Genomic DNA, 24,299 nt, shown 5'->3' on the forward strand with positions numbered 1-24,299 from the left:
ACGAGCCCGGCCGGTCAGCTGCGCAGGGGGCCTTCGCAGTGGAAGGGGCTCGTGCCCGCGCGGCCGTTGGACCAGATGTCGACCTCGCCGAAGGAGCAGTTCATGTCGGTGAGGTTGTTGTCGCCGTGGGCGGCCCGGTCCAGGATGAAGAAGTCGACGGTCTCGGACATGTCCTTGAAGACCCGGTCGGCGTTGCCGGCGTCGGCGAGGTTCGCCGTGATGCGGCCGTTGCAGGTGAACCGCGGACGGTCCTTCGAGCCGGAGGCGTGGCACTCGTCGGGGTTGTTGTAGGTGCTCTTGGCGAAGGACGAGCGGACCTGGTCGGGCGTGCTGTCGGTCAGCTCGGCGAGCGGGACGTGCTTGGTGTCGGGGACGAAGAGGTCGTCGACGTGGGCGATGTTGGTGTCGAGGAAGGCGTCGTACTCCCGCTGGAGGCCTTGGTCCTTGCCGAGGCGGGCGCGCCAGGCGTCGAAGGCCGCCGGGTCGTCGGCCCGCAGGTTCCGGTACATCTCCTTGAGCAGGGCGGGGTGTTCGGTCCACAGGAACTCGAAGAACGTGCCCGCGTAGTTGTAGAAGCGGAAGCCGTCCCCGTCGTACGTGGCGTGCAGGAGCTGGTCGACGGTCATGCGCGGGCCGCCGTTCGCGGTGTCGGCGATGATGCCCCGCACCAGTGACTTGCGGACCTTGATGCCGTCGTCACGGGTGCCGCCGTCGAAGAACTCGGCGGTGCCCTCGTCCATCGCCGTGGTCCGGTCGCCCTCGTACCAAGGACCTTCGCCGAACGTGCCGGGCACCGCCCAGCGGCCGTTGAGGTAGTGCGTGTACTCGTGCCGGAAGAGCTCCTCCAGGGTGAGTGTGGAGTCCTGCGGGACGCGGCGCTGGTAGGTGTAGAAGGTCGCGCCCTGCTCGATGTACATGCCGCCGTTGCTGGTGCTCAGGCCGGTCAGCAGCGGCTGGAAGTTCTCGTAGTCGGCGCGGGAGGCGTACAGGACGATGTGCAGGGTGGAGTTGGTGTCTCCGGCCAGCGGCTCCTCGGTGCCGACCACCCGGTGGAACTGCGTCTTGACCTGCTTGCTGGCGTAGTAGAGCTGGTCGACGGTGCCGCGGTCGAGGGCGGTGCGGACCGTGATGCCGTCCGTCCCGTCCTTGCCGTACGTGTAGGTCTGGGGGAAGAGGCGCTTCTCGATGTCCGCACGGCAGACCTTGTACGGCGCGCAGGCGTCGAATTCGATCAGCCAGGTGGCCACCTTGGCCCAAGGGGCGCTGTACGCGCCGAAGTTGCGGGCGGTGGTGTTCAGGAGCGGGCCGAGGCCGGCGACGATTTCGTCGTGCAGCCGGTCGATCTGCCCGGTGCGGCCGTACTCGCCGACCGCGTCGCGCACCACCCAGGCGTTGGCCGTGTTCTTGAGGTGGGTGTAGTTGGCGAAGGCCTTGAAGGCGGCGCGGTAGGACGGGGCGGCCACGACCGCGTCGCGGAAGGCGGTGTCCTGGTTGCCCGGGTAGACGCCGAGGTAGTGCACGGAGAGGGCGGCGAGGGCGGCGCCGCCCCAGGAGGAGTCCTTGGCGGTGTCCGGGTGGGCCGGGCCCATGGTGGCGAGGACCCGCTTGACCAGCGGGAGTTGGTACTGGCGCAGGCCCTTGGCGCTGGCCGCGTTGAGGGCCTCGCGGAGCGTCTCGGCGTTGCTGCGGGTCACGTCGAAGGTGTGGGCGGCCGAGCCGAAGGCGGCGACGGCCCGGCGCATGGCGTCCAGGGTCGCCGGGTCGGTGAGGTCGACCTCCCGGTGGGAGAAGCCCAGGTACGAGACGGCGTGGAGGTAGGTGAACATCTCCAGCAGGTGGCTGCCGTTCCGGCCGTCGTGCGCGGCGGCGAGCCGGCCGATGCGGTTCGCGACGGCCTGGATGTGGGCCTTCGACATGACGGGCGCGAGGCGCTGGTCCCAGTTCCAGATCAGGGTGCGCAGACAGCCGTCGGCGCTGACCTCGGGGGCGGCGAGGAACTCGGTGAACTGTTGCGGGGACAGGCCCGTGATGCCGTCGAGGGTGCACGGCACGGCGGCCTTGCCGATCGTGGCGTGCGGGGTGGGGGCCGATGCCTTCGCCGTTGCCTTCGCCTGTGCCTTGGGCGTGTGGGGTCCGGGGACGCGGCCGTTGCCGAGCCCGCCGGGGCCCGGTGTGCGCAGGGCCGGCGATGTGGGCGCCTTGGCCAGGCGGTCGACCTCGTCGTGCGGGGTGGGCGTGGCGCCCGTCGGGCCGGCGAAGGCGGCCGGGTGCGGGGCCGCGGCGGTTGCGCGCGGGGCGGGGGAGGGGCTGAGGGGATATCCGGTTCCGGCCGCCGTGACGCAGAGCGTCACCGCTGTCGCGGCCGTGAGGAGGGATCTGCGAAGGGTTCTTGAAGGGAACACGAAGCTCTCCTGTGTGGGGGCGGTGAAGCGTGCGCGGGGTCCGCGGTGTTCGGGGACCTGGCTGCCGTACAGGTGCCGACTGACGGGCAGGTGCACGCCATGTGATGCGTAACGTAATAATGTGAAATTGCACTGACAAGCCCTTTGTCGGGGTGCATTTCACGGAAATCCCTTGCGCAGCCCCTTGGTTCAGACCAGAGGCCGTGCCGCGTCCGGATACCGTTGCCGCCAGCGCGCGTACGCGGGGCTGTCGTCGCAGTCGCGCACATAGCCCTCGCGCACCCGCCGCAGGACCGTCCGGCCGTGCCGGGCGAGCGGGCCGTCGCGGTGCCAGGCCAGCACATGGCGGTACCACAGGGGGTTGCCGGCCAGCGGGCGCACCGCCACGCCCGGTACCTCGATGAAGGTGGCCTGACAGAGGCTCACCGCCAGGCCGGCCCGGACGATCTCGATCAGCTGCCGCCCCTCCGCCTCGTAGGGCACCCGGGGCCGACGGTCGGTCAGCGCGAAGACCGACGACCAGTACTCGCGGGTGCGGTCGCTGTCCGGGCGGGGCGCGGCCCAGTCCTCCCCGGCGAGCTCGGACAGGCTCACCTCCTCCCGGCCCGCCAGGCGGTGGCCGGCGGGCAGCAGGGCGAAGACGGGCTCCGTGACGAGCGGGTGCAGCAGCACGCCGTCACGGGGCGGCGGCTCCTGGCCGGGGTGGTCACCGAGGACGGCGGCCTCCAGACGGCCGGCGCAGAGGTCGTCCAGCAGCGGCCCGGGCGCGTACCGGCAGCGGGCGGTCACTTCGGCGTCCGGCAGCAACTCCCGTACGGCCAACAGGAGATGGCCCAGCAGCGGGGCGCCCACCGAGCCGACGCGGAGGCGGGCGGGCGCCGTGGCCCGCCGCGCGGCCCGGTCGGTGTCGGTGAGGAGCTGGTCGACGCCGGGCAGGAGGGCGCGGGCGTGGGCCAGCACCAGATCGCCCAGCGGGGTGGGCGCGGAGCCCGCCCGCCGGCGGTCGAACAGCGCGCCGCCCAGGAGGGTTTCGATGCGCCGCAGCTGGGCGCTGAGGCCCGGCTGGGTCATCCCGAGCGCCGCGGCGGCCCGGGTGAGGCTGCCGGCCTCGGCGATCGCGCACACCACCCGCAGATGCCGTATCTCCAGATCCATGGCGCGGATGTTATGGACCGGCGGGAGGTTCCCGACAGGGTGTGGCAGCCCTCAGTCTCATGTGACATCTCACACTGCACCCCCCAGGGAAAGGTCCCCGATGACGAAGGCGTTGCACCCCGCCCGCCGCCGCCCCGCACCGCTGCTCGCGGCCGCACTCGCCGGCCTCCTCCTCCCCCTCACCGGAGCCCCGCACGCCGAGGCGTCCCATGTGCCCAAGCCGGCGACCCGCGCCGCCGACTGTGCGCTGCCGGGCGCCACCGGATGGACGGACGAAGGCCATGACACCGACCGCTCCGTGTTCCAGCGCCCCTCCGGGACCCGCAAGGTCGGCATGATCTTCGTGGACTTCCCGGACGCCCCCGCCACCGAGTCCCCGGCCGGCGACGCGGCCCGGATCACGCCCGGCGCGGACTGGCTGCGGCAGGCGTCGTACGGCAAGGCGTGGCTCGCCATCTCCCAGCACCGGCACTGGGTACGGATGCCGCACAAATCCACCGACTACGGCTTCGCACGCGGCCTCAGCCACGAGGCGCACGAGGCGTACATCAAGGACGCCGTGGCCGCCGCCGACCCGGACGTGGACTTCTCCGCGTACGACATGCTCTACGTCGTCCCGACCAGGAACGCCTCGGCCATCTCCTTCACCCCCACCTATGTGTACGAGCCGGGCACGGCCGGCGTCGTCGCCGACGGGAAGCGCATCAAATGGGCCGTCACCTTCGGCCAGGACATGTGGCACTGGGGGCCCAAACTGGTCGGCCACGAGACCGCGCACACCTTCGGGCTGCCCGACCTGTACGCCTTCGACCCGGGCAAGGACACGCACCGTTTCGTGGGCGGCTGGGACGTCATGGGTCTGATCAGCGGGGCCGGACCGCAGTACTTCGCCTGGGAGTCGTGGAAGCTCGGCTGGACCGCCGACAGGCAGGTCGTCTGCCGGGCCTCGGCGGGCAGCGATACGGTCCGGCTCACCGCCGTCGAGTACGGCAGCGGCACGAAGATGGCCGTCCTGCGCACCGGCCCGACGTCGGCGTACGTGGTCGAGTCCCGGCGGGCGGCCCGCGCGGACACCGACCTGTGTGCGACCGGTGCGCTCGTCTACAAGGTCGACTCGTCCGTCGAGACCGGCAAGGGCCCCGTCCAGGTCGTGGACGCCAGGCCCGACGCCACCCCGGCGCAGGGCTGCCGGCCCTTGGACGACGCGCCGTACGGAGCCGGTGAGTCGTTCACCGACGCGGCCGCGGGTGTGCGGATCGACGTGCTGAAGGCCGGCACCTATGGGGACACGGTGCGCATCACGAAGTCATAAGTAGCCCTGGCGATGGGCGAGTTGGCTGTGCTCCGGCGCCGAGGTGGGCGCCGGGGCACAGCCGTGTGCGGGGGCGGTCAGACCGTCTCGGGGAAGTGGCAGGCGACCCGGTGCCCGGCCCCGGACTGCTCCACTCCGCCCAGGACCGGGGCCTCGGTCCGGCAGACGGCCTGGGCCTTGGGGCAGCGCGGGTGGAAGGTGCAGCCGGGCGGGGGTGCCGCGGGGCTCGGCGGATCGCCGAGCAGGGTGATGCGCTCCCGGGCCCGTTCGGCGACCGGATCGGGCAGCGGTACGGCGGACAGCAGCGCCCGGGTGTAGGGGTGTGCGGGGGCCGTGTAGACCCGTTCCTTCGGGCCGATCTCGACGATGCGGCCCAGGTACATCACGGCGACCCGGTCGCAGACCCGTTTGACCACGGACAGGTCGTGCGCGATGAAGAGGTAGGCGAGACCCAGTTCCCGCTGGAGCCGCTCCATCAGGTTGACGATCTGCGCCTGTACGGAGACGTCGAGCGCCGAGACCGGTTCGTCCGCGACGACCAGGCGCGGCCCGGTGGCCAGTGCGCGGGCGATGCCAACGCGTTGGGCCTGGCCGCCGGAGAACTCGTGCGGATACCGGTCGAGGTGTTCGGGGATGAGCCCGACCAGCTGCATCAGGTCGGCGGCCCGGCGGCGGGCGTCGACCGCCGAACTGCCCTGCGCCAGAAGGGGTTCGGCGATGATCCTGGCCACGGTCTGGCGCGGGTTGAGGGAGGCGTGCGGGTCCTGGAAGACCATCTGGAGGTGGCGGCGCAGCGGATGCAGCTCGCGCTGGCCGAGGTGGCTGATGTCGCGGCCGTCGAAGCTGATCGAACCGCTCGTCGGCTCCAGGAGCCGCACGATCATCCGGCCGGTGGTGGACTTGCCGCAGCCCGACTCCCCGACCAGACCGAGCGTTTCTCCCGCGGCCACCTCGAAGCTGACCCCGTCGACGGCCCGGACCGGCGCCGTACGGCCCCGCTTGCCGGGGAAGGTCCGGGTCACCTCGTGTACGGACAGCAGCGGGGCCGTGCCCCGGTGCGGGGCGCCGGCGGCGGCCGGGGGCGGGGACGTACGGGGCGTCGTCATGGGGTGACCTTTCGGATCTGGTCCGGGCCCTCGGACCGGGGGCGTACCGGGGCGCCGGGTGCGGTGGCCGGGCCGAGCGGCAGATGGCAGGCCACCGCGTGCCCGCCGGAAGCGACCAGCCGGGGCCGGTGGCGGGTGCACCGCTCCCGATCGGCCCAGTCGGCCGCCGCCGCCCGCGGGCAGCGGGGCGCGAACGCGCAGCCCGGGGTGGGGGTGAGCAGCGAGGGCGGGCTGCCGGGGATCGCGCGCAACGGGGCGTCGTCGGCGTCGTCGAGCCGGGGGAGGGAATCGAGCAGGCCGCGTGTGTAGGGGTGGGCCGGGGCGGCGAACAGGGCCTCCACCGGCGCCTGTTCCGCCGCCCGGCCGCCGTACATGACCAGGACCTCGTGGGCGACGCGGGCGACCACTCCGAGGTCATGGGTGATCAGGACGACGGCGAGCGAGCGTTCCTCCTGGAGCCGGGCGAGCAGCTCCAGGATCTGGGCCTGGACGGTGACGTCCAGGGCGGTCGTGGGCTCGTCCGCGATGAGCAGGTGGGGTTCGCAGACCAGGGCCATGGCGATCATCACCCGCTGCCGCATGCCACCGGAGAACTGGTGCGGGTACTCGCCCGCCCGGCGCTCCGGCTCCGGGATCCCGACCTCGGCGAGCATCTCCACGGCCCGCCGTCGGGCGGCGGCGCGGCGCGAGCCGAAGTGCACCCGGTGGTGCTCGGCCAGCTGCTCGCCGACCGTGTAGTAGGGGTGCAGGCTGGAGAGCGGATCCTGGAAGACCATCGCCATCCGACGGCCGCGGAGCCGGCTCAGCTCGCGCTCGGGAAGCCCGACCAGCTCCCGGCCCTCCAGGGCGATCGAACCGCTGACCTCGGCCGCGGTGTGCAGGCCCAGCACGGCCATCGAGGTGACCGACTTGCCGGAGCCGGACTCGCCGACGATGCCGAGGGTACGGCCGCGGTGGACGTCGAAGGACAGCGAGTCGACGGCGTGCACGGGACCGTGCCGGGTGGCGAACGTCACCGCCAAGTCCCTTACGGCCAGCAGGGGTTCGGTGGCGGTGGCCATCACAGCCTCACTCGGGGGTCGACGACGGCGTACAGGAGGTCGACGGCCAGGTTGGCGACGACGATGAACGTGGCGGCGAGCAGCGTCACCCCGAGGATCACCGGCTGGTCACCGGTGGTCAGGGCGCCGTAGAAGAGCCGCCCGATGCCCGGGAGGCCGAAGAGCGACTCGGTGATCACCGCGCCGGCGAGCAGCCCGCCGAGGTCCATGCCGAAGAGGGTAAGGAGGGGCGTCATCCCGGCCCGCAGACCGTGCTTGACGACGACGGTGCGGCGCGGCAGGCCCTTGGCGCGGGCCGTGCGGATGTACGGCTCCGCCATCGTCTCGATCATCGAACTGCGGCTCTGGCGTGCGTACATGGCCGCGTACAGGAGGGCGAGCGCCAGCCACGGCAGCAGCAGGTTCGACGCCCAGTGCGCGGGGTCGTCGGCGAAGGAGACGTAACGCGGATAGGGGAGCAGACCGGCCACCCGGATGAGGCCGTAGATCAGCATCATGGAGGTGAAGTACACGGGCAGCGAGGCGGCGCCGACCGCCCCCACCATCAGGGCGCGGTCGACGAGCGTGTCCTTGCGGAGGGCCGCGACCACCCCGGCGCTCAGCCCGAGCACCAGCCACAGCACGGCCGCACCGACGGCGAGCGACGCGGACACCGGCAGCCGGTCCACGAGGAGGTCCCAGACGGCCTCGCTGTTCTCGTACGAGTAGCCCAGGCACGGGAAGTCGCAGTGCAGGGTGTACCGGCCGCTGCCCATCGTGCGGCCGGTGAAGATCCCGGAGGCGAAGTCCCAGAACTGCCGCCACACGGGCTCGTCGAGCCCCATGTGTGCCCGGATCGCCTCCAGGCGTTCGGTGCTGCACGACTTGCCGCAGGCCGCGGCGGCCGGGTCGGAGGGCAGGACGTAGAAGATGGTGAAGGTGACCGCGGCTACGGCGATGAGCACTCCGACGACGGCCACCAGGCGCCGCAGGGTGTAGCGGATCATGTGCGGCTTCCCCTCGGGTCGAGGACGTCGCGCAGGGCGTCGCCGAGCAGCGTGAACGCGAGGACGGTCAGGAACAGGCAGGCGCTCGGGATGACGAAGTACATGGGGTCCGTGTCGTAGAAGGAGACGCTCTCGGCGATCATCTGGCCCCAGGAGGGGGTGGGCGGCCGCACCCCGACGCCCAGGTAGCTCAGCGCCGCCTCGGTGGCGATCATCCCGGGAATGAGGAGGGTGGTGTACGCGATGACGGGCCCGGCGACGCCCGGGAGGACGTCGCGGGTGAGGATCCGCCAGGACCCGGAGCCGCCGACGTGGGCGGCGTCGACGTACTCGCGGTGCTTGAGGGAGAGGGTCTGGCCGCGCACCACGCGGGCGACGCCGGGCCAGCCGAAGAGGCCGATGACGGCCGTCATCAGCAGGATCCGGTTGACGTCCTTGGCCACCGACATCATCGCGATCATGAAAATGAGGGACGGAAAGGACATGGTGAGGTCCATCAGGCGGGAGAGCAGGGCGTCGGTGCGGCCGCCGAAGTAGCCGGCCGCGATCCCGGCCGCGGTCCCGGTGAGGACGACGATGGCGGTGGCGGTGAGGGCGATGAGCAGGGAGACCTGGGCGCCGTGCACGACCCGGGCGAACAGGTCGCGTCCGGTGACCGGTTCGACGCCCAGCCAGTGGTCGGCGGAGATCCCGCCGAGCGGTCCCAGGGGCGTGCCGCCGAGGTACGGATCGACGGCGGACTTGTCGAACGCATCGGGCGACCAGCCGCCCAGCGCGCTCAGCAGCGGGGCCGCGGCCGCCATGAACAGGAACAGCCCGATGATGCCGAGGGAGATCCGCACGGAGGTGCGGCGGCGCAGTGCGCGGCGGGCCAGCTGCCCGGGGCGGCCGGACGCGGCGGACAGGACTGCCGCCTCCGGGGCGAGCGGCTCGGGTGCGGGGGAGGACATGATGGGCTCGCCCCTCCTCAAGTCCGGCTCTTTGCGGGGTCCTTGAGGCCGACGGACGCGTAGTCCAGCTGGCCGCCGAAGGAGGTCTGACCGTAGGCGCCCGCAATGTTGCCGCCGAGCACCAGGGGCCAGCGGCGGACCAGGATCGGGACGGCGGGGGCCTTCTTGAGGATCTCCCCGTCGAGTTGCCGCCACGCCCGGTCGGCCCGCCGGGCGTCGGTCATCGCGGCGATCTCGTCCATCCGCCGCATGGTCGGCCGGTCGCGGAAGAGCGAGTGGTTGCCGGAGTTGCCCTTCTCCTTGATGTACCGGCCGTCGAAGACGAACGGGAGGAAGGTCGAGCCGGAGGGGTAGTCGGGGCACCATCCGGTGAAGACCAGATCGGTGCGGTTCTTGGTGTCACCGATGGTGGCGTAGAACGCGGACGGGTCGACCGTGTTGATGGCGACCTTGATGCCGGCCTTGGCCAGGGACTGCTGGATGGCCTCGGCGCGTCCCTTGTCACCGGAGGACACGGTGATCTCCGTGGAGAAGCCGTCCGGCTTGCCCGCCTCCTTCAGCAGCTGCTTGGCCTTCGCGACGTTTCCGGTGGCGGGGATCTTGAGGGTGTCGGGCTGCTTGCCGCCGAAGAGGGCGGCGGGCATGTAGGCGGTGGACAGGTCGTTGAAGGCCGGGCCGCCGGACGCGGTCAGCACCGAGTCCCTGTCGAGGGCGTACTGCACGGCCTGACGCACCCGTACGTCGGTGAAGGGCGCCCGCCCGGTGTGCATCTGGACCATGTCCGTGCAGTTCGTCGACTCCGCGAGCAGGCGCGCTCTGACGTCGGCGCGCGGCAGCACCTTGGCCGCGCTCTCCGGCCGCAGTGCGTACCAGGGGACGGCGGAGGCGTCCGGGCCCTGGCCGGCGATGAGCCGGTCGTCGATCTGGTTGGCCTTCAGTCCCATCTCCACCACCAGCCGGTCCGGGTACGCCTTGCGCACCGGGTCGGTCTTCGGGTCCCAGTGCGGATTGCGGACCAGCACGAGCCGCTTGCCCCGCCCGTACGACTCGATCTTGTACGGCCCCGAGGAGAACGGCCGGTTGTCGTAGCGCGGTCCGTCGTCGCGGGCCCGGGGGACGGGCGCGAAGGTCGGCATCACGGTGACGTCGGGGAACTCCGCGAAGGGCTTGCGGAGTTCGAAGACGATGGTGTGGTCGTCCGGCGTCTTGACGGAGGCGAGGTGCCGGCCGTCCGCGGGGCCCTGGTACCCCCCGGCGCCGGCGAGGTAGCGGGCCGCGTAGTCGGCGCCGCCGGGCAGGTCGGGCGAGAAGGACCGCTCCACGTTGTACTTGATGTCCTGCGCGGTGACGGGTGTGCCGTCCTCGTATCTGACGCCCTTCTTGAGATGGAAGGTCCAGGTCCTGGCGCCGTGGGACGGGGTGCCGAGGTCGGTGGCGAGGTCGGGGACGAGGGTGCCGCCCGCGGGGCCGGGCGCCGCTCGGTAGGTCACCAGGGTGCGGTAGAGCAGGCGGGTCCCGAAGTCCATGTCGTTCATGACCCAGTTGCGGGCCGGGTCGAGGTGGGTGAAGTCCTGGTTGGACAGGACGGTGAGGGTGCCGCCCCGCTTCGGGGTGCCGCCGACGACCTTGCCCTGGTTGACCAGGGCGGGGTTCTTGCCGCGGCTCCTGCCGTCCGCGGAGTCCTTGCCGCCGGCACAGCCGGCCGTGCCGAGGGCGAGGGCCGCCGCGAGGGAGACCGCGGCGGTACGGGTGCGCTTGTTCATCAGTGGTCACTCCGAGAACAGTCGGACAGCCGTCAGGCTGGAATGTGACCCGTAACATAGTAATGTGAAATTGCACTGACAAGGTGTCGATCGCCCCGTTACCCAGCTGTGCCCGAGTGAACTGCCGTCAGGAGCGGCACATTGCCCTCAACCCGCTTCTGCAACCCGCTCTGCGACCGGCACCGCACCCGTACTGCGACCTGCGCCGCACCCGTACTGCGACCCGCACCGCAACCGAGGAGGAGAACCCATGACGGAAGCTGTTCCCACCGCCCCGCGCACCGTCAGCCATGACCTGCCCGTCACGCCGGAGCTGGAGCGGTTCCTGGCGAGCGGCTGGGCGGCGACGCCGCTGCCGGACGCCATCCGGCTGCCCGCCGCCGACGTCACCCCCGCCCGCCGGCAGCGCCTCTCCGCCCGCTTCCCCGGCGAACGGCTGATCGTCCCCGCCGGTGCACTCACCGTCCGCTCCAACGACTGCGACCACCGCTTCCGGCCGCACAGCGCCTACGCCTGGCTCACCGGCCTGACCGGCGAGGACCAGGCGGGGCACGTCCTGGTCCTGGAGCCGGACGGGCCGCACCGGCACGAAGCGGTCCTGTACCTCCGTCCCCGCTCACCGCGCACCGACAGCGGCTTCTGCCGGGACCGGCGGTACGGCGAATTCTGGGTCGGCCGCCGCCCCGACCTCGCCGAGGCCGAGCGCATGACCGGCATCCGCTGCGTCCACCTGGACGACCTCGACGCCCTGCCCCCAGGGCGCGACGCCGCCACGGACGCCCAACTGGCTTCGGTCCTCAGCGAGTTGCGGCTCGTCAAGGACGCCTGGGAGGTCGAGCAGCTGCAGCTCGCCGTCGACCACACCACTGCCGGGTTCGAGGACGTGGTCCGCAGCCTTCCGCGGGCCCTCGCCCACCCGCGCGGTGAGCGCTGGATCGAGGGCGTCTTCGGGCTGCGGGCCCGCGCCGAGGGCAACGGCACGGGCTACGAGACCATCGCGGCCGCCGGCGCCCACGCCTGCGTCCTGCACTGGATACGCAACGACGGCCCGCTGGACGCCCGCCAGTTGCTCCTGCTGGACGCCGGTGTGGAGACCGACACCCTCTACACCGCCGACATCACCCGCACCCTGCCGCTCTCCGGACGCTTCTCCCCGGTGCAGCGGCAGGTGTACGACCTGGTGCTCGCGGCCCAGGAGGCGGGCATCGCCGCGCTGCGGCCGGGTGCCCGGTTCCGTGACTTCCACCGTGCGGCGATGCGGGTGATCGCGGAGGGGCTCACCGAATGGGGTGTCCTGAAGAGCCCGGAAGGGGACTTCCACCGCCGCTACACCCTCTGCAGCAGTGGGCACATGCTCGGGCTCGACGTGCACGACTGCGCCCAGGCGCGGGCCGACGCCTATCTGGACGGGGTGCTGGCGGAAGGTCAGGTGCTGACGGTCGAGCCGGGGCTCTACCTCCAGCCGGACGACGAGACGCTCCCGCCCGACCTGCGCGGCATCGGCGTACGGATCGAGGACGACCTGGTGATCACGGCGGACGGGGCGCGGCTGCTGTCGGGCGCGCTGCCGCGGACGCCGGAGGCGGTGGAGGCGTGGATGGGTGAGCTGATGACGGGCTGAGCCCCTCGGCCACCTGGGGCGTTTCGGGGCCGGTTTCCGGGCCGTCGGCAAGGGAATTGGCGTCGCGCCGGGAGATCTCTTGGCAACGCAGGTGCAATGTGAAATATTACTGACGTGCCCACGAGAAACTCTCCGGATCTCCTCGTCATCGGGGCGGGCGTGGTCGGCGCCGTCTGCGCCTACTACGCGGCCCGGCGCGGCCTGCACGTCACCGTGCTCGACCGCGGCTCCGTCGCCGGCGGCACCACCGGCGCCGGCGAAGGCAACCTCCTGGTCTCCGACAAGGAACCCGGCCCCGAGCTCGAACTCGCCCTGTACTCCACCCAGTTGTGGCGCGAACTGGCCGAGGTGCTGCCGTCACGGATCGAGTACGAGGCCAAGGGCGGCCTCGTCGTCGCCTCCGATGAGCAGAGCCTGACCACGCTGCAGGAATTCGCCGAACGGCAGACGGCGGCCGGGGTCACCGCCGAAGTGGTGCCCGGCGGGCGGCTCCGCGAGCTTGAACCGCATCTCGCCCCCGGCCTCGCGGGCGGCGTCCACTACCCGCAGGACGCCCAGGTGCAGCCCGCCCTCGCCGCCGCCCACCTGTTGCGCGCGGCCGGCGACCGGGTGCGCCTCCGGCTCGGCGAGGAGGTCACCGAGATCCTCACCGGCGCCCACGGCGAGGTGCGGGGCGTGCGGACGCCCTCCGGTGACCTCCACGCCCCCTACGTGGTGAACGCGGCGGGGACCTGGGGCGGCGAGCTGGCCCGGCTCGCCGGCGTGGACCTTCCGGTGCGGCCCCGGCGCGGCTTCGTGCTGGTCACCGAGCCCCTGCCGCGCCTGGTGCGGCGCAAGGTGTACGCCGCGGACTACGTCGCCGACGTCGCCAGTGACTCGGCGGCCCTGCAGACCTCCGCCGTCGTCGAGGGCACCCCGGCGGGCCCGGTCCTGATCGGCGCGAGCCGGGAGCGGGTCGGATTCGACCGCTCGCCATCCGTGGAGGTACTGCGCCGCCTCGCCGGACAGGCGGTGGAGCTCTTCCCGGTCCTCGCCACGGTGCGGGCCGTGCGGACGTACCCGGGCTTCCGCCCCTACCTGCCCGACCACCTGCCCGCGATCGGGCCCGACCCGCGCAGACCGGGGCTGCTGCACGCCTGCGGCCATGAAGGAGCGGGCATCGGCCTCGCCCCGGCCACCGGACGGATCATCGCGGAGGCCCTGGTGGACGGCGAACTCCCGCTGGACATCACCCCGTTCCGACCCGACCGGTTCGGCGGGGGAGAGGCAGGATGACCGCCTCCCCGGCCGCCGGCCGACCCCGCACCGACCCCCTGCGAAAGGAGCCGTGTCATGGCGCGTGACCGCAGCCCCGCCGAGCTCGTCGGCGCGGTGCCCGACGCCGCGTTCGAGATCACCTTCGACGGCCGCCCGATCGTCGCGCTGCCCGGCCAGTCCCTGGCCGCCGTGCTGTGGGCCGCCGGCATCCTCGCCTGGCGCACCACCCGCGTCGGCGGCCGGCCGCGCGGCGCCTTCTGCGGCATCGGGCACTGCTTCGACTGCCTCGCCACCGTCAACGGGGAACCCAACCGCCGGGCCTGCCTGGTCCCGGCGCGGCCCGGCGACGCCGTCACGACCCAGGAGGGACACGGCCATGCCGAACTCGGCGACCGGTGACCCGGAGTACGACCTCGCGGTGATCGGGGCCGGCGCCGCAGGACTCGCCGGTGCCGTCACCGCCTCCGAACTCGGCCTGTCCGTCGCGCTGTTGGACACTTCCACACAGCCGGGCGGGCAGTTCTACCGGCACCCCGCCCCGGCCCTCGGCGCCACCCGCCCCGAGGCCCTGCACCATGACTGGTCCACCTTCACCGGCCTGCGCCGCCGGCTGGCCGACAGCAGCGTGACCCACCTCGCCGGCCACCACGTCTGGACCGTCGTCCGCGCGGAGTCGAAGGGCTCGTGGGACGTGCACGCCGTCACCGGAGCGGACGGCGACGGGGAGCGCCCGGTCCGGGTGCGGGCCCGCGCGGTGCTGCTCGCGACCGGCGCGTACGAGCGTCAGCTCCCGTTCCCCGGGTGGACGTTGCCGGGCGTGGTGAGTGCCGGGGGAGCGCAGGCGATGCTGAAGTCCGGCCTGGTGCTGCCCGGGATGGGTGTCTCCCCTGTTCGGGCGACGTCGAGAGCTGGGATTGGGGTCTCCCCTGCTCGAGCGAAGCCGAGAGCTGGGGGAAGGGTGGTGGTGGCGGGCAGCGGTCCGCTGCTGCTGGCCGTCGCCGCGTCGCTCGCCAAGGCGGGGGCCCGGGTCCCGGCGGTGGTCGAGGCATCCGGCTACCTCGGCTACGCCCGCCACCCCCGCACCCTCGCCGTCAACGCACACAAGATGGCGGAGGCGGCGCTGCACGGCACGGCACTGCTGCGGCACGGGGTGCGGCTGCGCACCCGCAGCGCGGTGACCCAGGTGCACGGGTCCGACCGGGTGGAGGCCGTCACGGTCTCCCGGCTCGACCGCGACTGGCGGCCCGTACGGGGGTCCGGCCGCCGCATCGTCTGCGACGCACTGGCGGTCGGCTTCGGCCTCGTCCCGCAGCTCGAACTCGCCACCGGCCTGGGCTGTGCCACCCGGCGCGCCCAGGACGGCAGCCACGCCCTCGACCTCGACGCACAGCAGGAGAGCTCGGTACCCGGCATCTGGGCGGCGGGGGAGACGGGCGGCATCGGTGGCGCCCAACTCGCCTGCGTAGAGGGTGAGTTGGCGGGCCTCGCGATCGCGGCCCGGCTGGGTGGGCGGCCCGCGCTCGCCGGGAGCGGCCGGGCCGGTGCCCTGCGCCGGCGGCGCGACCGGATGCGTGCCTTCGCCTCCGTGATGGCCGCGGCACACGCACCCGGTGCCGGGTGGAGCCGGTGGCTCGACGACACCACGGACGTGTGCCGCTGCGAGGAGGTCAGCGCGGGCCGCATCCGCGAGGCGGTCACCGATTTCGGCGCCCGGGACGCCCGTACCGTCAAACTCCTCACCCGCGCCGGCATGGGCTGGTGCCAGGGCCGGATCTGCGGCGCAGCCGTGGCCTGCCTGGCCACCGAAGGGCCGGGGGAGAAGCTGCCCCCGTCTCCCGAGCGCCAGCCGCTGGCGGTGCCGGTCCGGCTGGAAGTGCTCGCCGCCCTCACCGAGGCGGCCGCGTCGGAAGCCGGCAAGCCGGAGGGAGGCGCCGATCCGGAGGGGGATGCCGGCCCCTGACGGACGCCCGCACCCCGCGGCACCATGCACCACCTCATGCAATGTCACACGCCACAGTAAAGCCATACGTCACAGAAGGGTTTCTTCATGACCACCGCCTCCACCGCCACGACCTGGAGTGCCGAACGCCCCTGGCGCGGCATCATGGTCGCCACCGCCCTCCCGCTGCGTGCGGACCGGTCCGTCGACCACGACGCCTACGCCGCACACGTCCGCTGGCTCCTCGACAACGGCTGCGACGGCGTCGTACCCAACGGCTCCCTGGGCGAGTACCAGACCCTGACCGATGAGGAGCGTGCCCGCGTGGTGCGCACCGCCGTCGCGGCCACCGGTGACGGTGCCCGCGTGATGCCCGGAGTGTCCGCATACGGCAGCGCCGAGGCACGCCGCTGGGCCGAGCAGGCCGCCGAAGAGGGCTGCGGCAGCGTGCTGCTGCTGCCGCCCAACGCCTACCGCGCCGACGAGTCCGCCGTACGCGCCCACTACGCCGAGGTCGCCAAGGCCGGCGTGCCGATCGTGGGCTACAACAACCCCATCGACACCAAGGTCGACCTGACCCCCGCGCTTCTCGCCCGCCTCCACAACGAGGGCAGCATCGTGGCGGTCAAGGAGTTCACCGGCGATGTGCGCCGGGCGTACGAACTGGCCGAACTCGCCCCCGGGCTGGACCTGTTGATCGGCGCCGACGACGTGCTCCTGGAGCTCGCACTGGCCGGCGCCGTCGGCTGGATCGCCGGATACCCCAATGCCTTCCCCGCCGCCTGCGCCGAGCTCTACCGTGCCGCCGTGGCCCAGGACCTGGACACCGCCCTGCCGCTGTACCGGTCCCTGCACGGCCTGCTGCGCTGGGACTCCAAGACCGAGTTCGTGCAGGCCATCAAGTTGTCCATGGACATCGTCGGCCGCCCCGGCGGTCCCACCCGGCCGCCGCGGATGCCGCTGCCCACCACCGTCGAGGCCGAGGTGCGGGCAGCCACCGAGAAGGCCGTCGCCGCCGGCCACCGCTGACCGGGAGGAGATCATGCGCACCCGCCACGTCTTCCACGCCGTCGACTCACACACCGAAGGCATGCCCACCCGCGTGATCACCGGCGGCGTCGGGGTGATCCCCGGCACCACCATGGCCGAGCGCCGGCTGCACTTCATCGAGCACCTGGACCACCTGCGCACCCTGCTCATGTACGAGCCGCGCGGCCACGCCTCCATGAGCGGCGCCATCCTCCAGCCCCCGACCCGGCCCGACGCCGACTACGGCGTGCTGTTCATCGAGGTCTCCGGCCTCCTGCCGATGTGCGGACACGGCACCATCGGGGTGGCCACCGTCCTCGTCGAGACCGGCATGGTCGAGGTCACCGAGCCCGTGACCACCGTCCGCCTCGACACCCCCGCCGGGCTGATCAGCGTCGACGTACAGGTCGAGGACGGACGGGCCACGGCCGTCACCCTCACCAACGTGCCCGCCTTCTGCGTCGGCCTCGACCTCACGGCGAAGGTGCCGGGCCACGGCACGGTGACGTACGACCTCGCCTTCGGCGGGAACTTCTACGCCTTCGTCGACCTCGACGCCCTGGGGCTGCCGTTCGACCGCGCCCGCAAGGACGATCTGCTCGCCGCCGGGCTCGCCCTCATGGACGCGATCAACGCCTCGCCCGACCGGCCGGTCCACCCGACCCGGCCGGAGATCGCGGGCGTCAAACACGTCTACCTCGCCGCCCCGGGCGCGGACGCCCACCACTCCCGGCACGCCATGGCCATCCACCCGGGCTGGTTCGACCGCTCGCCGTGCGGCACCGGCACCAGCGCGCGGATGGCCCAGTTGCACGCCCGAGGTGCCCTGCCCCTGGACCGCGACTTCGTCAACGAGTCGTTCATCGGCACCCGGTTCACCGGGCGGCTCGTCGAGGAGACGGAGATCGGCGGGGTGCCCGCCGTCGTGCCCCGCATCACCGGGCGGGCCTGGATCACCGGCACCGCCCAGTACTTCCTGGACCCCGACGACCCCTTCCCCGGAGGTTTCCTCCTGTGAGCACCGCCCTGGCCCCGGTTGTCTCCCGCAACCCGGCCGACCCCTCCGACGTGGTCGTGGAGGCCGCCGCGCCCGGCGCGTTCGCCGCCGCCGACGCCGTCGAACGCGCCCGCACCGCACAGCCCGGCTGGCTGCTCGGCGGCGCGGCCGCCCGCGCGGGCGCCCTCGGTGCGATCGCCACCGCCGTCGAGGCCGCCGCGGACGAGCTGACCGCGCTCGCCGTACGCGAGGTGGGCAAACCGGTCACCGAGGCCCGCGCCGAGGTGGCCCGCACCGCCGCGATCTGGCGCTACTACGCCCAGGCCCCGCACGACCCCACCGGTGCCGTCCACGAGACGGCCGCCGGCCCGGGGCTGCTGCTGACCCGCCGCCGTCCGCACGGCGTCGCCGGCCTGATCACCCCCTGGAACTTCCCGTTCGCCATCCCCACCTGGAAGGCGGCCCCCGCCCTCGCAGCCGGCAACGCGGTCGTCCTGAAACCCGCACCCGACGCCACCGCCTGCGCGCTGCGCCTGGCCGAGATCGTGCAACAGGCCCTGCCCACCGGGGTGTTCACGGTGCTGCCCGGCGGTGCCACCGAGGGGGACGCCGTCGTCTCGTCCGCCGACGTCCTCTCCTTCACCGGTTCCACCGCGGTCGGCCGGGCCGTCGCAGGGACCGCCGCCGCCCGGGGTGTCCCCGTACAGGCGGAGATGGGCGGGCTGAACGCGGCGATCGTCCTGCCGGACGCAGACATGGACACCGCGGCCGCACACCTCGCCGCCGCGATCGCCGGATACGCCGGCCAGAAGTGCACCGCCACCAGCCGCGTGATCGCCGTCGGCGCCGCCCTCGCACCACTGCGCGAGGCGCTCGCCGCCCACCTGCGGGCCCTGCCGGTGGGCGCCCCCACCGACCCCGCCACCGTCTGCGGCCCCCTCATCAACGAGCAGGCCCGCAACCGCGTCGTCGAGGCCCGCCGGGGCCTGCCCGACCTCGTGACCACCCCCGCGCCCACCGGGAGCGACGGCTGGTACGCGGCACCGGCCCTGCTGGAGAACGTCCCCGCTGACCACCGGCTCCTACGGGAAGAGACCTTCGGCCCGGTCGCCGTACTGCTCCACGCCGACGACCTGGAGGGGGCGGTGCGGATGACCAACTCCGTTCCGTACGGCCTGGTCACCTCGGTGCACACGGCATCCCTCGACACCGCCCTGCACGGACTCGACCGGCTCGACACCGGCATGATCCGGATCAACGCCCCGTCCACCGGCGTCGACTTCCACCTGCCGTTCGGTGGCACCAAGGCATCCAGCCACGGACCGCGCGAACAGGGCCGCGCCGCCCTGGACTTCTACACCTCGACCCGCACCTACACCCTCACTCCCGCACACCCGTAGCCACCTGCGAAAACAACGTGACATTGTACGCTGGTGATCCGCTCGGCCACGAGGGACAAGGGCACGAAGGGAAACACCACGTCATGGGCCACCTCACGCAGCGCAACCTCAACACCACCAGGGAGCGCCTGCGCGACCAGGTCGCCCACCACCTGCGGGCGGCCCTGATCTCGGGCGAACTCCGCCCCGGCGAGGTCTACTCGGCACCCGGCCTCGCGGAGGACTTCGGCATCTCCGCGACGCCGGTGCGCGAGGCGATGCTCGACCTGGCCCGCGAAGGTCTGGTCGAGCCCGTCCGCAACAAGGGATTCCGGGTCACCGAGGTCAACGAGCGCGACCTCGACCAGTACACCGAGATCCGCACCCTCATCGAGGTCCCCATGATCGGCCGCATCACGCGCAGCGCCTCCCGCGAGGACCTGGAGGCGCTGCGCCCGGTCGCCGAGGAGATCGTGCGCGCCGCCCGCGACCACGACCTCATCGGTTACCTCGACGCCGACCGCCAGTTCCACCTCTCCCTCCTCGCGCTCGCCGGGAACGACCGGCTCGTGGAGACCGTCGGAGACCTGCGCAAGCGCTCCCGCCTGTACGGCCTGACCGCCCTGGACGAACGCGACCAGCTGCTCCCCTCGGCCGAGGAGCACATCGAACTCCTCGACCTGATGGTGGCCGGCGACGCCAAGGCCGCCGAGAAGTGCATGGCCCGCCACCTGGGCCATGTGCGTTCCCTGTGGGCGCAGAACACACAGGACCGCATCCCCGCCCGCCGCGGCCGCAACGTCCGCCTGAGCTCCCGCTGACGACCGGACCACGCCCGGGGCGTGCCGGGCAGCGCCGGTCCGTGCCGGGGCGGGCACAACACCGCGTTATGGCCGACCGGGAGTTCCCCCGGCGCCGGCGGTGACCACAGACTGTCCCGGACCGGTCGGACCCCACCTCACCCACGCGCCCGGGAAGGGCCCATGAATCCCGCATACACCACCGTCGACCACACCTTCACGGTCCCCCTGGACCACGCCGCCCCCGGCGGCGACACGATACGCATCTTCGCCCGCGAGATCACCGACCGCTCCCGCGCCCACGAGGAACTGCCCTGGCTGCTGTATCTGCAGGGCGGCCCGGGCGGCAAATCCCCCCGCCCGTCGGCCACCTCGCCCGGCTGGCTGGCCCACGCCCTGACCACGCACCGCGTCCTCCTCCTCGACCAGCGGGGCACCGGCCGCTCCACCCCCCTCACCGCACGGGCCGCCGCGCGCTTCCGGGACCCGGCCCAACTCGCCGCGTATCTGGGCCACTTCAGGGCGGACTCGATCGTCGCCGACGCCGAGCTGATCCGCCACACGCTGTGCGACGGGAAGCCCTGGGAGACCCTCGGCCAGAGCTACGGCGGCTTCCTCACCCTCACCTACCTCTCCCAGGCCCCGGAAGGACTCCGGGCCTGCTACGTCGCCGGCGGCCTGCCCGGCCTCACGGCCACCGCCGACGACGTCTACGCCCGCACCTGTCCACGCGTACGCGACCGGGTCCACGAGTTCTACGCCCGCTATCCCGACGACGCCCGATGCCTGCGTCAGCTGGCCGATCTGCTCACCGCGCAGGACATCCGCCTGCCCGACGGGGACCGGCTCACCGTCCGCCGGCTGCGCACCCTCGGCCTGCTGCTCGGCATGGGCGACGGGTTCGAGCGCCTGCACTGGCTGCTCGACGAAGCACTGGACGGGGCCGGCGAACCGACCGACACCTTCCTGTACCAGGTGATGAACCTGACGGGCTTCACCGACAACCCGCTCTACGCCGTCCTCCAGGAATCCCTGTACGGCCAGGGCGCCGGCCCCACCGGCTGGGCGGCCTCCCGTGCCCTCGCCGCCTTCCCCGAATTCACCGAGGCCGCGGACCCGCTGCTGCTCACCGGCGAGATGATCTACCGCTGGATGTTCGAGGACATCCGCGGTCTGCGTCCCTTCGCGCAGGCCGCCGACCTTCTCGCCCGGCGCACCGACTGGCCGCCCCTGTACGACCCGGACCGCCTCGCCGCCAACCGGGTCCCGCTCGCCGCGATCGTCTACCACGACGACATGTACGTGGACGCGGGGCTGTCCCTGGACACCGCCCGCAAGATCGGCGCCGCCCGGGTCTGGGTCACCAACGAGTGGGAACACGACGGGCTCACCGCCTCCGGCGACCGGGTCCTCACCCGCCTGATGGACCTGGCCGCGGGCCGCGCCTGACGCCACCCTTGGGGCCTCTCTGCGGAGCTCGGTCTTTCCGGAGCCTCTGTCTTTCGGTAGAGGGCGGGTCGCCCCCAGGGAGTAAGGGGACCCCGTACCTGGCCCCCGATAATCGACCTCATGTTCTCCAGCGCTCCGCCCGCCGCCGAAACCCCTCCCCCTGCCCGCAGCCTCTTCGCGGGTCCCGGCGAGGACGGGCGGCAGCTGTGGCGGGCGGCGGGCGAGGCGGTGCTGGCCCTGGTCCTGGTGGTTCTCCTCCACCAGGGCTGGTCGGAGATCGACGCCAGGCTGAGGGGCGGGGCGGCGGCCCTGGGACTCATCGGCGTCGCACTGGTGGTGGTGCGGCGCCGCTTCCCGGTGGCCGGCGTGCTGGGGCTGGCGGCGCTGATGGGAGTGGTGCCGTCCGTGGCGCTGCTGACCGCGGCCGCCGCCCACACCTCGACCCGGCAGCGGGAGACGCCGCGGCGGCGGGTCGCTCTGCTCCTGGTGGCGGCCGCCTCGGCGATGGCGACATGTGCCGCGTCCGCTCCCGTGCTGGGGCCGGGCAGCTGGTCGTTCGGCCTTGCGCTGGGTGCGGTGCTCGCCGTGACCACGGTGATCGTGCCCGGGCTGGTCGGTGCCGCCGCGGGACAGCAGGACCGGCTGCTGCGGGCGTGGCGGGAGCGTACGGCCGCTGCCGAGGAGGCGCGGCGGCTGGCGGACAGCGAGGCGCGGGTGCGCGAGCGGTCGCGGATCGCCGCGGAGATGCACGACCTGGTCGGGCATCGGCTGAGCCTGGTCTCCCTGCACGCGGGTGGACTGGAGCTGGCGCTCGGCAGAACCGCGCCCGAGCTGCGGGACGAGGCCGCCGTCGTGGGCCGGGCCAGCCGGGACGCCATGCAGGAACTGCGCGAAGTGCTGGGCGTCCTCGGCCCGTTGGGCCGGGACACCGGAACCGATGCGCTGACGGATGCCACGGGCACGCGCGCGGACGTCGAGGCACTGATCGCGGAGTCGCGCAGCGGCGGTATCCCCGTCGAGTTCTCCTGGGAAGGGCCCGATCTCGATGCGCGGCCGGCCCGGGTACGCCGGGCGGTCCACCGGGTGGTGCGCGAGTCGCTGACCAACGTCCACCGGTACGCGGCCGGGGCCCAGGTCACCGTGACCGTGCGCCACGGCGATGCGCTGGTCGAGGTGCGGGTGCGCAACGACGTGCCGCCCGTCCCGCCCGCCGCGACGACCGGGCTCGGCACCGGGCGCGGACTGATCGGGCTGCGGGAGCGGGTGACCCTGCTCGGCGGTGACCTGGAGGCGGGCCGCACACCGGACGGCGGCTTCGCCGTGACGGCCGACATCCCCGCCGACCCCCGGTTCGGCGCGGAAACGGCGGAGGTGGCGCCGTACGAGACCGAACCGGCCGTCGCCGAGGGACCCGGCGGCGGGCTCTCCACCCTCCAACGGCGCCTCGCCGGGGCCGTCACCGGGCTGCTCGGCCTCGCGGGGGTGGGCGTGATGATGCTGTTCGGCGTCGCGCTGGTGGTCGGCGCGTACGGACCGGTGTACCACCGCCCCGAGAAGCCCCGGGTGGGCATGACCCGGGAGCAGGTGCAGCGGGTGGTGTCCGGGGACGACGACACGGTGCGCGCGGCCGCCGCCGGGCGCGAGCCGCCCCGGCCGGCGTCCGCGTCCGACTGCATGTACCCGTGGGGCAGCGGGGTGGCCAAGGGCGGCCGACTGGAGATCGTCCGCTACTGCTTCCGGGCCGACACCCTGATCGCGATCGACCGTTTCACCGTGCCGATCGTGACCGAAGAGGACCCCACCCACCCTGGGAGAACGACACATGACTGACCAGGCCAACTCCACGGGCCTCCGGCCGGATGCGGCGATCCGGGTGCTGCTCGCCGACGACGAGGAGATGATCCGGCACGGCATCCGGCTGATCCTCCGGCACGCCGACGGCATCGACGTGGTGGCCGAGGCCGTCAACGGCGCCGAGGCCGTCCGGCTCACCGCCGAGCACCGGCCCGACGTGGTGCTCCTCGACATCCGCATGCCCGTACTCGACGGGCTGTCGGCCGTCGAACCGCTGGTCGGCCTCGACCCCCCACCGCAGGTGGTCATGCTCACCACCTTCGGCGAGGACGACAACGTCGTCCGCGCGCTACGGTCCGGCGCCACCGGCTTCCTGCTCAAGGACGCGGGCCCGCAGGAGCTGATCAGCGCGGTACGGGCGGCGGCCGCGGGGGACGCGGTGCTCTCGCCCGGCGTCACCGGCACCGTCATCCGCCGGATGCTGAGCGGCGGCGGAGCGACCGAACCGGACAGCAGGGTGGCGGGCCTGACCGGCCGGGAGCGGGAGGTCCTGGTGATGCTGGGGGAGGGGCTCTCGAATCCGGGGATCGCCAAGCGGCTCGGCATCGGCGTGGGAACGGTCAAGACCCACGTCAGGTCGATCCTGGAGAAGACCGGCTGCGGCAGCCGCGTCCAGGCCGCACTGCTGGCGCACCAGGCAGGACTCATGAACTGACCACCCGGCCGGAGTCGTTGGCTTCCCTCCGCAACGCCTCCGCCAGACACCTCAAGGGCGTGGCCGTCTCATCTGGAATGGCCCCGCCATTCCCGTCTGCCCGTATTCCTGCCCGACCGCCCGTATCCCTTACCGCATTCCGGCAGCGGATGAACAGGTGCGGCCCACCGTCTCGACGACCCTCCGTCGACCCTCCGACCACTCTGCGAAGTTCCGTCGCCCCGACGGAACCCCGGCGTTGATCATCTCATCTCACAGGACGTCCCGATAGGGGGCGTCTGGGCAATAAACGGGATTGGTTCAGTTATGCGGGAATTCAGCCGTAGGGGCATGCTCGGCCTCGGCGCAGGGGCGGCGGCGGCGCTGTCGGTCGCCGGGTGCTCCTCCGCCGGTTCGTCGGCCTCGGACAAGGTCGGAAGCAAGCCGGGGAAGGGGGCGCAGGGTCGGCCGATCGGGGACGGGTCGACGGCGTACACGGGTAAGCAGCCGCATCAGCCGTCCAGGCCGGAGCGGTTGGCGCCGGGGCAGAAGCCGCCGCAGTTCGTGGTGTTTTCCTGGGACGGTGCGGGGGAGGTGGGAAATGG

General features: G+C 72.8%; 19 protein-coding genes and 1 pseudogene. 13 read left to right on the top strand and 7 right to left on the bottom strand.

Going from position 1 to position 24,299, the window contains the following annotated elements; genetic code table 11:
* Nucleotides 1-14: 14 nt before the first annotated feature.
* Both AB0E02_RS20365 and AB0E02_RS20370 read right to left on the bottom strand, forming a co-directional pair.
* On the bottom strand, nt 15-2,402 hold the full coding sequence (locus tag AB0E02_RS20365) for a collagenase (protein WP_362141260.1): 2,388 nt from the start codon (nt 2,400-2,402) through the stop codon (nt 15-17).
* A 189-nt stretch (nt 2,403-2,591) separates the two neighbouring features.
* Complete coding sequence (locus AB0E02_RS20370; protein WP_362141262.1) at nt 2,592-3,557, bottom strand: LysR family transcriptional regulator; 966 nt, start codon at nt 3,555-3,557, stop codon at nt 2,592-2,594.
* Nucleotides 3,558-3,657: 100 nt separating this feature from the next.
* On the opposite strand from AB0E02_RS20370, the gene AB0E02_RS20375 reads away from it, so the two are divergent.
* Nucleotides 3,658-4,869, top strand: coding sequence for a M6 family metalloprotease domain-containing protein (locus AB0E02_RS20375; protein WP_362141264.1), 1,212 nt, complete (start codon nt 3,658-3,660; stop codon nt 4,867-4,869).
* A 77-nt stretch (nt 4,870-4,946) separates the two neighbouring features.
* Here AB0E02_RS20375 and AB0E02_RS20380 read toward each other — a convergent pair whose 3' ends face one another.
* From AB0E02_RS20380 to AB0E02_RS20400, 5 genes are all read right to left on the bottom strand, one after another.
* Nucleotides 4,947-5,975: an oligopeptide/dipeptide ABC transporter ATP-binding protein gene (locus AB0E02_RS20380; protein WP_362141266.1), complete on the bottom strand. Its 1,029-nt coding sequence runs from the start codon at nt 5,973-5,975 to the stop codon at nt 4,947-4,949.
* Complete coding sequence (locus tag AB0E02_RS20385) at nt 5,972-7,036, bottom strand: ABC transporter ATP-binding protein (protein ID WP_362141268.1); 1,065 nt, start codon at nt 7,034-7,036, stop codon at nt 5,972-5,974. The genes AB0E02_RS20380 and AB0E02_RS20385 overlap by 4 nt, the downstream gene beginning before the upstream one ends.
* A complete protein-coding gene (locus AB0E02_RS20390; protein ID WP_362141270.1) occupies nt 7,036-8,022 on the bottom strand; it encodes an ABC transporter permease in 987 nt (328 codons plus the stop codon). Before AB0E02_RS20390 ends, AB0E02_RS20385 begins: the two co-directional genes overlap by 1 nt.
* Nucleotides 8,019-8,825: an ABC transporter permease gene (locus AB0E02_RS20395; protein ID WP_362141313.1), complete on the bottom strand. Its 807-nt coding sequence runs from the start codon at nt 8,823-8,825 to the stop codon at nt 8,019-8,021. Before AB0E02_RS20395 ends, AB0E02_RS20390 begins: the two co-directional genes overlap by 4 nt.
* A gap of 164 nt (nt 8,826-8,989) precedes the next feature.
* Nucleotides 8,990-10,735 carry an ABC transporter substrate-binding protein gene (locus AB0E02_RS20400; protein ID WP_362141272.1) on the bottom strand — a complete coding sequence of 582 codons (1,746 nt, stop codon included), beginning with the start codon at nt 10,733-10,735 and terminating at the stop codon, nt 8,990-8,992.
* A 250-nt stretch (nt 10,736-10,985) separates the two neighbouring features.
* On the opposite strand from AB0E02_RS20400, the gene AB0E02_RS20405 reads away from it, so the two are divergent.
* The 12 genes and pseudogenes from AB0E02_RS20405 to AB0E02_RS20460 all read left to right on the top strand — a co-directional run.
* On the top strand, nt 10,986-12,356 hold the full coding sequence (locus tag AB0E02_RS20405) for an aminopeptidase P family protein (protein WP_362141274.1): 1,371 nt from the start codon (nt 10,986-10,988) through the stop codon (nt 12,354-12,356).
* A gap of 114 nt (nt 12,357-12,470) precedes the next feature.
* Nucleotides 12,471-13,631: an FAD-binding oxidoreductase gene (locus tag AB0E02_RS20410; protein WP_362141276.1), complete on the top strand. Its 1,161-nt coding sequence runs from the start codon at nt 12,471-12,473 to the stop codon at nt 13,629-13,631.
* 57 nt (nt 13,632-13,688) lie between these two features.
* A complete protein-coding gene (locus tag AB0E02_RS20415; RefSeq protein ID WP_030413894.1) occupies nt 13,689-14,012 on the top strand; it encodes a (2Fe-2S)-binding protein in 324 nt (107 codons plus the stop codon).
* Entirely contained in the window at nt 13,990-15,573 is a 1,584-nt protein-coding gene (locus AB0E02_RS20420; RefSeq protein WP_362141278.1) for an NAD(P)/FAD-dependent oxidoreductase, read from the top strand. Before AB0E02_RS20415 ends, AB0E02_RS20420 begins: the two co-directional genes overlap by 23 nt.
* Before the next feature lie 87 nt (nt 15,574-15,660).
* Entirely contained in the window at nt 15,661-16,581 is a 921-nt protein-coding gene (locus AB0E02_RS20425; RefSeq protein WP_362141280.1) for a dihydrodipicolinate synthase family protein, read from the top strand.
* Between the two features lie 13 nt (nt 16,582-16,594).
* The gene (locus tag AB0E02_RS20430) at nt 16,595-17,599 is read left to right on the top strand and encodes a proline racemase family protein (protein ID WP_362141282.1); all 1,005 of its coding nucleotides are present in this window, start codon (nt 16,595-16,597) and stop codon (nt 17,597-17,599) included.
* Nucleotides 17,596-18,978: an aldehyde dehydrogenase family protein gene (locus AB0E02_RS20435; protein WP_362141284.1), complete on the top strand. Its 1,383-nt coding sequence runs from the start codon at nt 17,596-17,598 to the stop codon at nt 18,976-18,978. Before AB0E02_RS20430 ends, AB0E02_RS20435 begins: the two co-directional genes overlap by 4 nt.
* A gap of 83 nt (nt 18,979-19,061) precedes the next feature.
* Nucleotides 19,062-19,778 (top strand): GntR family transcriptional regulator, encoded by a 717-nt coding sequence (locus tag AB0E02_RS20440; RefSeq protein ID WP_362141286.1) that lies wholly within the window; start codon nt 19,062-19,064, stop codon nt 19,776-19,778.
* Nucleotides 19,779-19,940: 162 nt separating this feature from the next.
* Nucleotides 19,941-21,206, top strand: a complete 1,266-nt coding sequence (locus AB0E02_RS20445) for an alpha/beta fold hydrolase (RefSeq protein ID WP_362141288.1) — start codon at nt 19,941-19,943, stop codon at nt 21,204-21,206.
* A 120-nt stretch (nt 21,207-21,326) separates the two neighbouring features.
* Nucleotides 21,327-23,036 carry a histidine kinase gene (locus AB0E02_RS20450; RefSeq protein ID WP_362141290.1) on the top strand — a complete coding sequence of 570 codons (1,710 nt, stop codon included), beginning with the start codon at nt 21,327-21,329 and terminating at the stop codon, nt 23,034-23,036.
* Nucleotides 23,029-23,715, top strand: coding sequence for a response regulator transcription factor (locus AB0E02_RS20455; RefSeq protein WP_362141292.1), 687 nt, complete (start codon nt 23,029-23,031; stop codon nt 23,713-23,715). The genes AB0E02_RS20450 and AB0E02_RS20455 overlap by 8 nt, the downstream gene beginning before the upstream one ends.
* Before the next feature lie 306 nt (nt 23,716-24,021).
* Nucleotides 24,022-24,299: pseudogene (locus AB0E02_RS20460) on the top strand (hypothetical protein); the annotation flags it as partial.

It is taken from the genome of Streptomyces sp. NPDC048196 (genome assembly GCF_040652715.1).
Classification (GTDB): domain Bacteria; phylum Actinomycetota; class Actinomycetes; order Streptomycetales; family Streptomycetaceae; genus Streptomyces; species Streptomyces siderophoricus.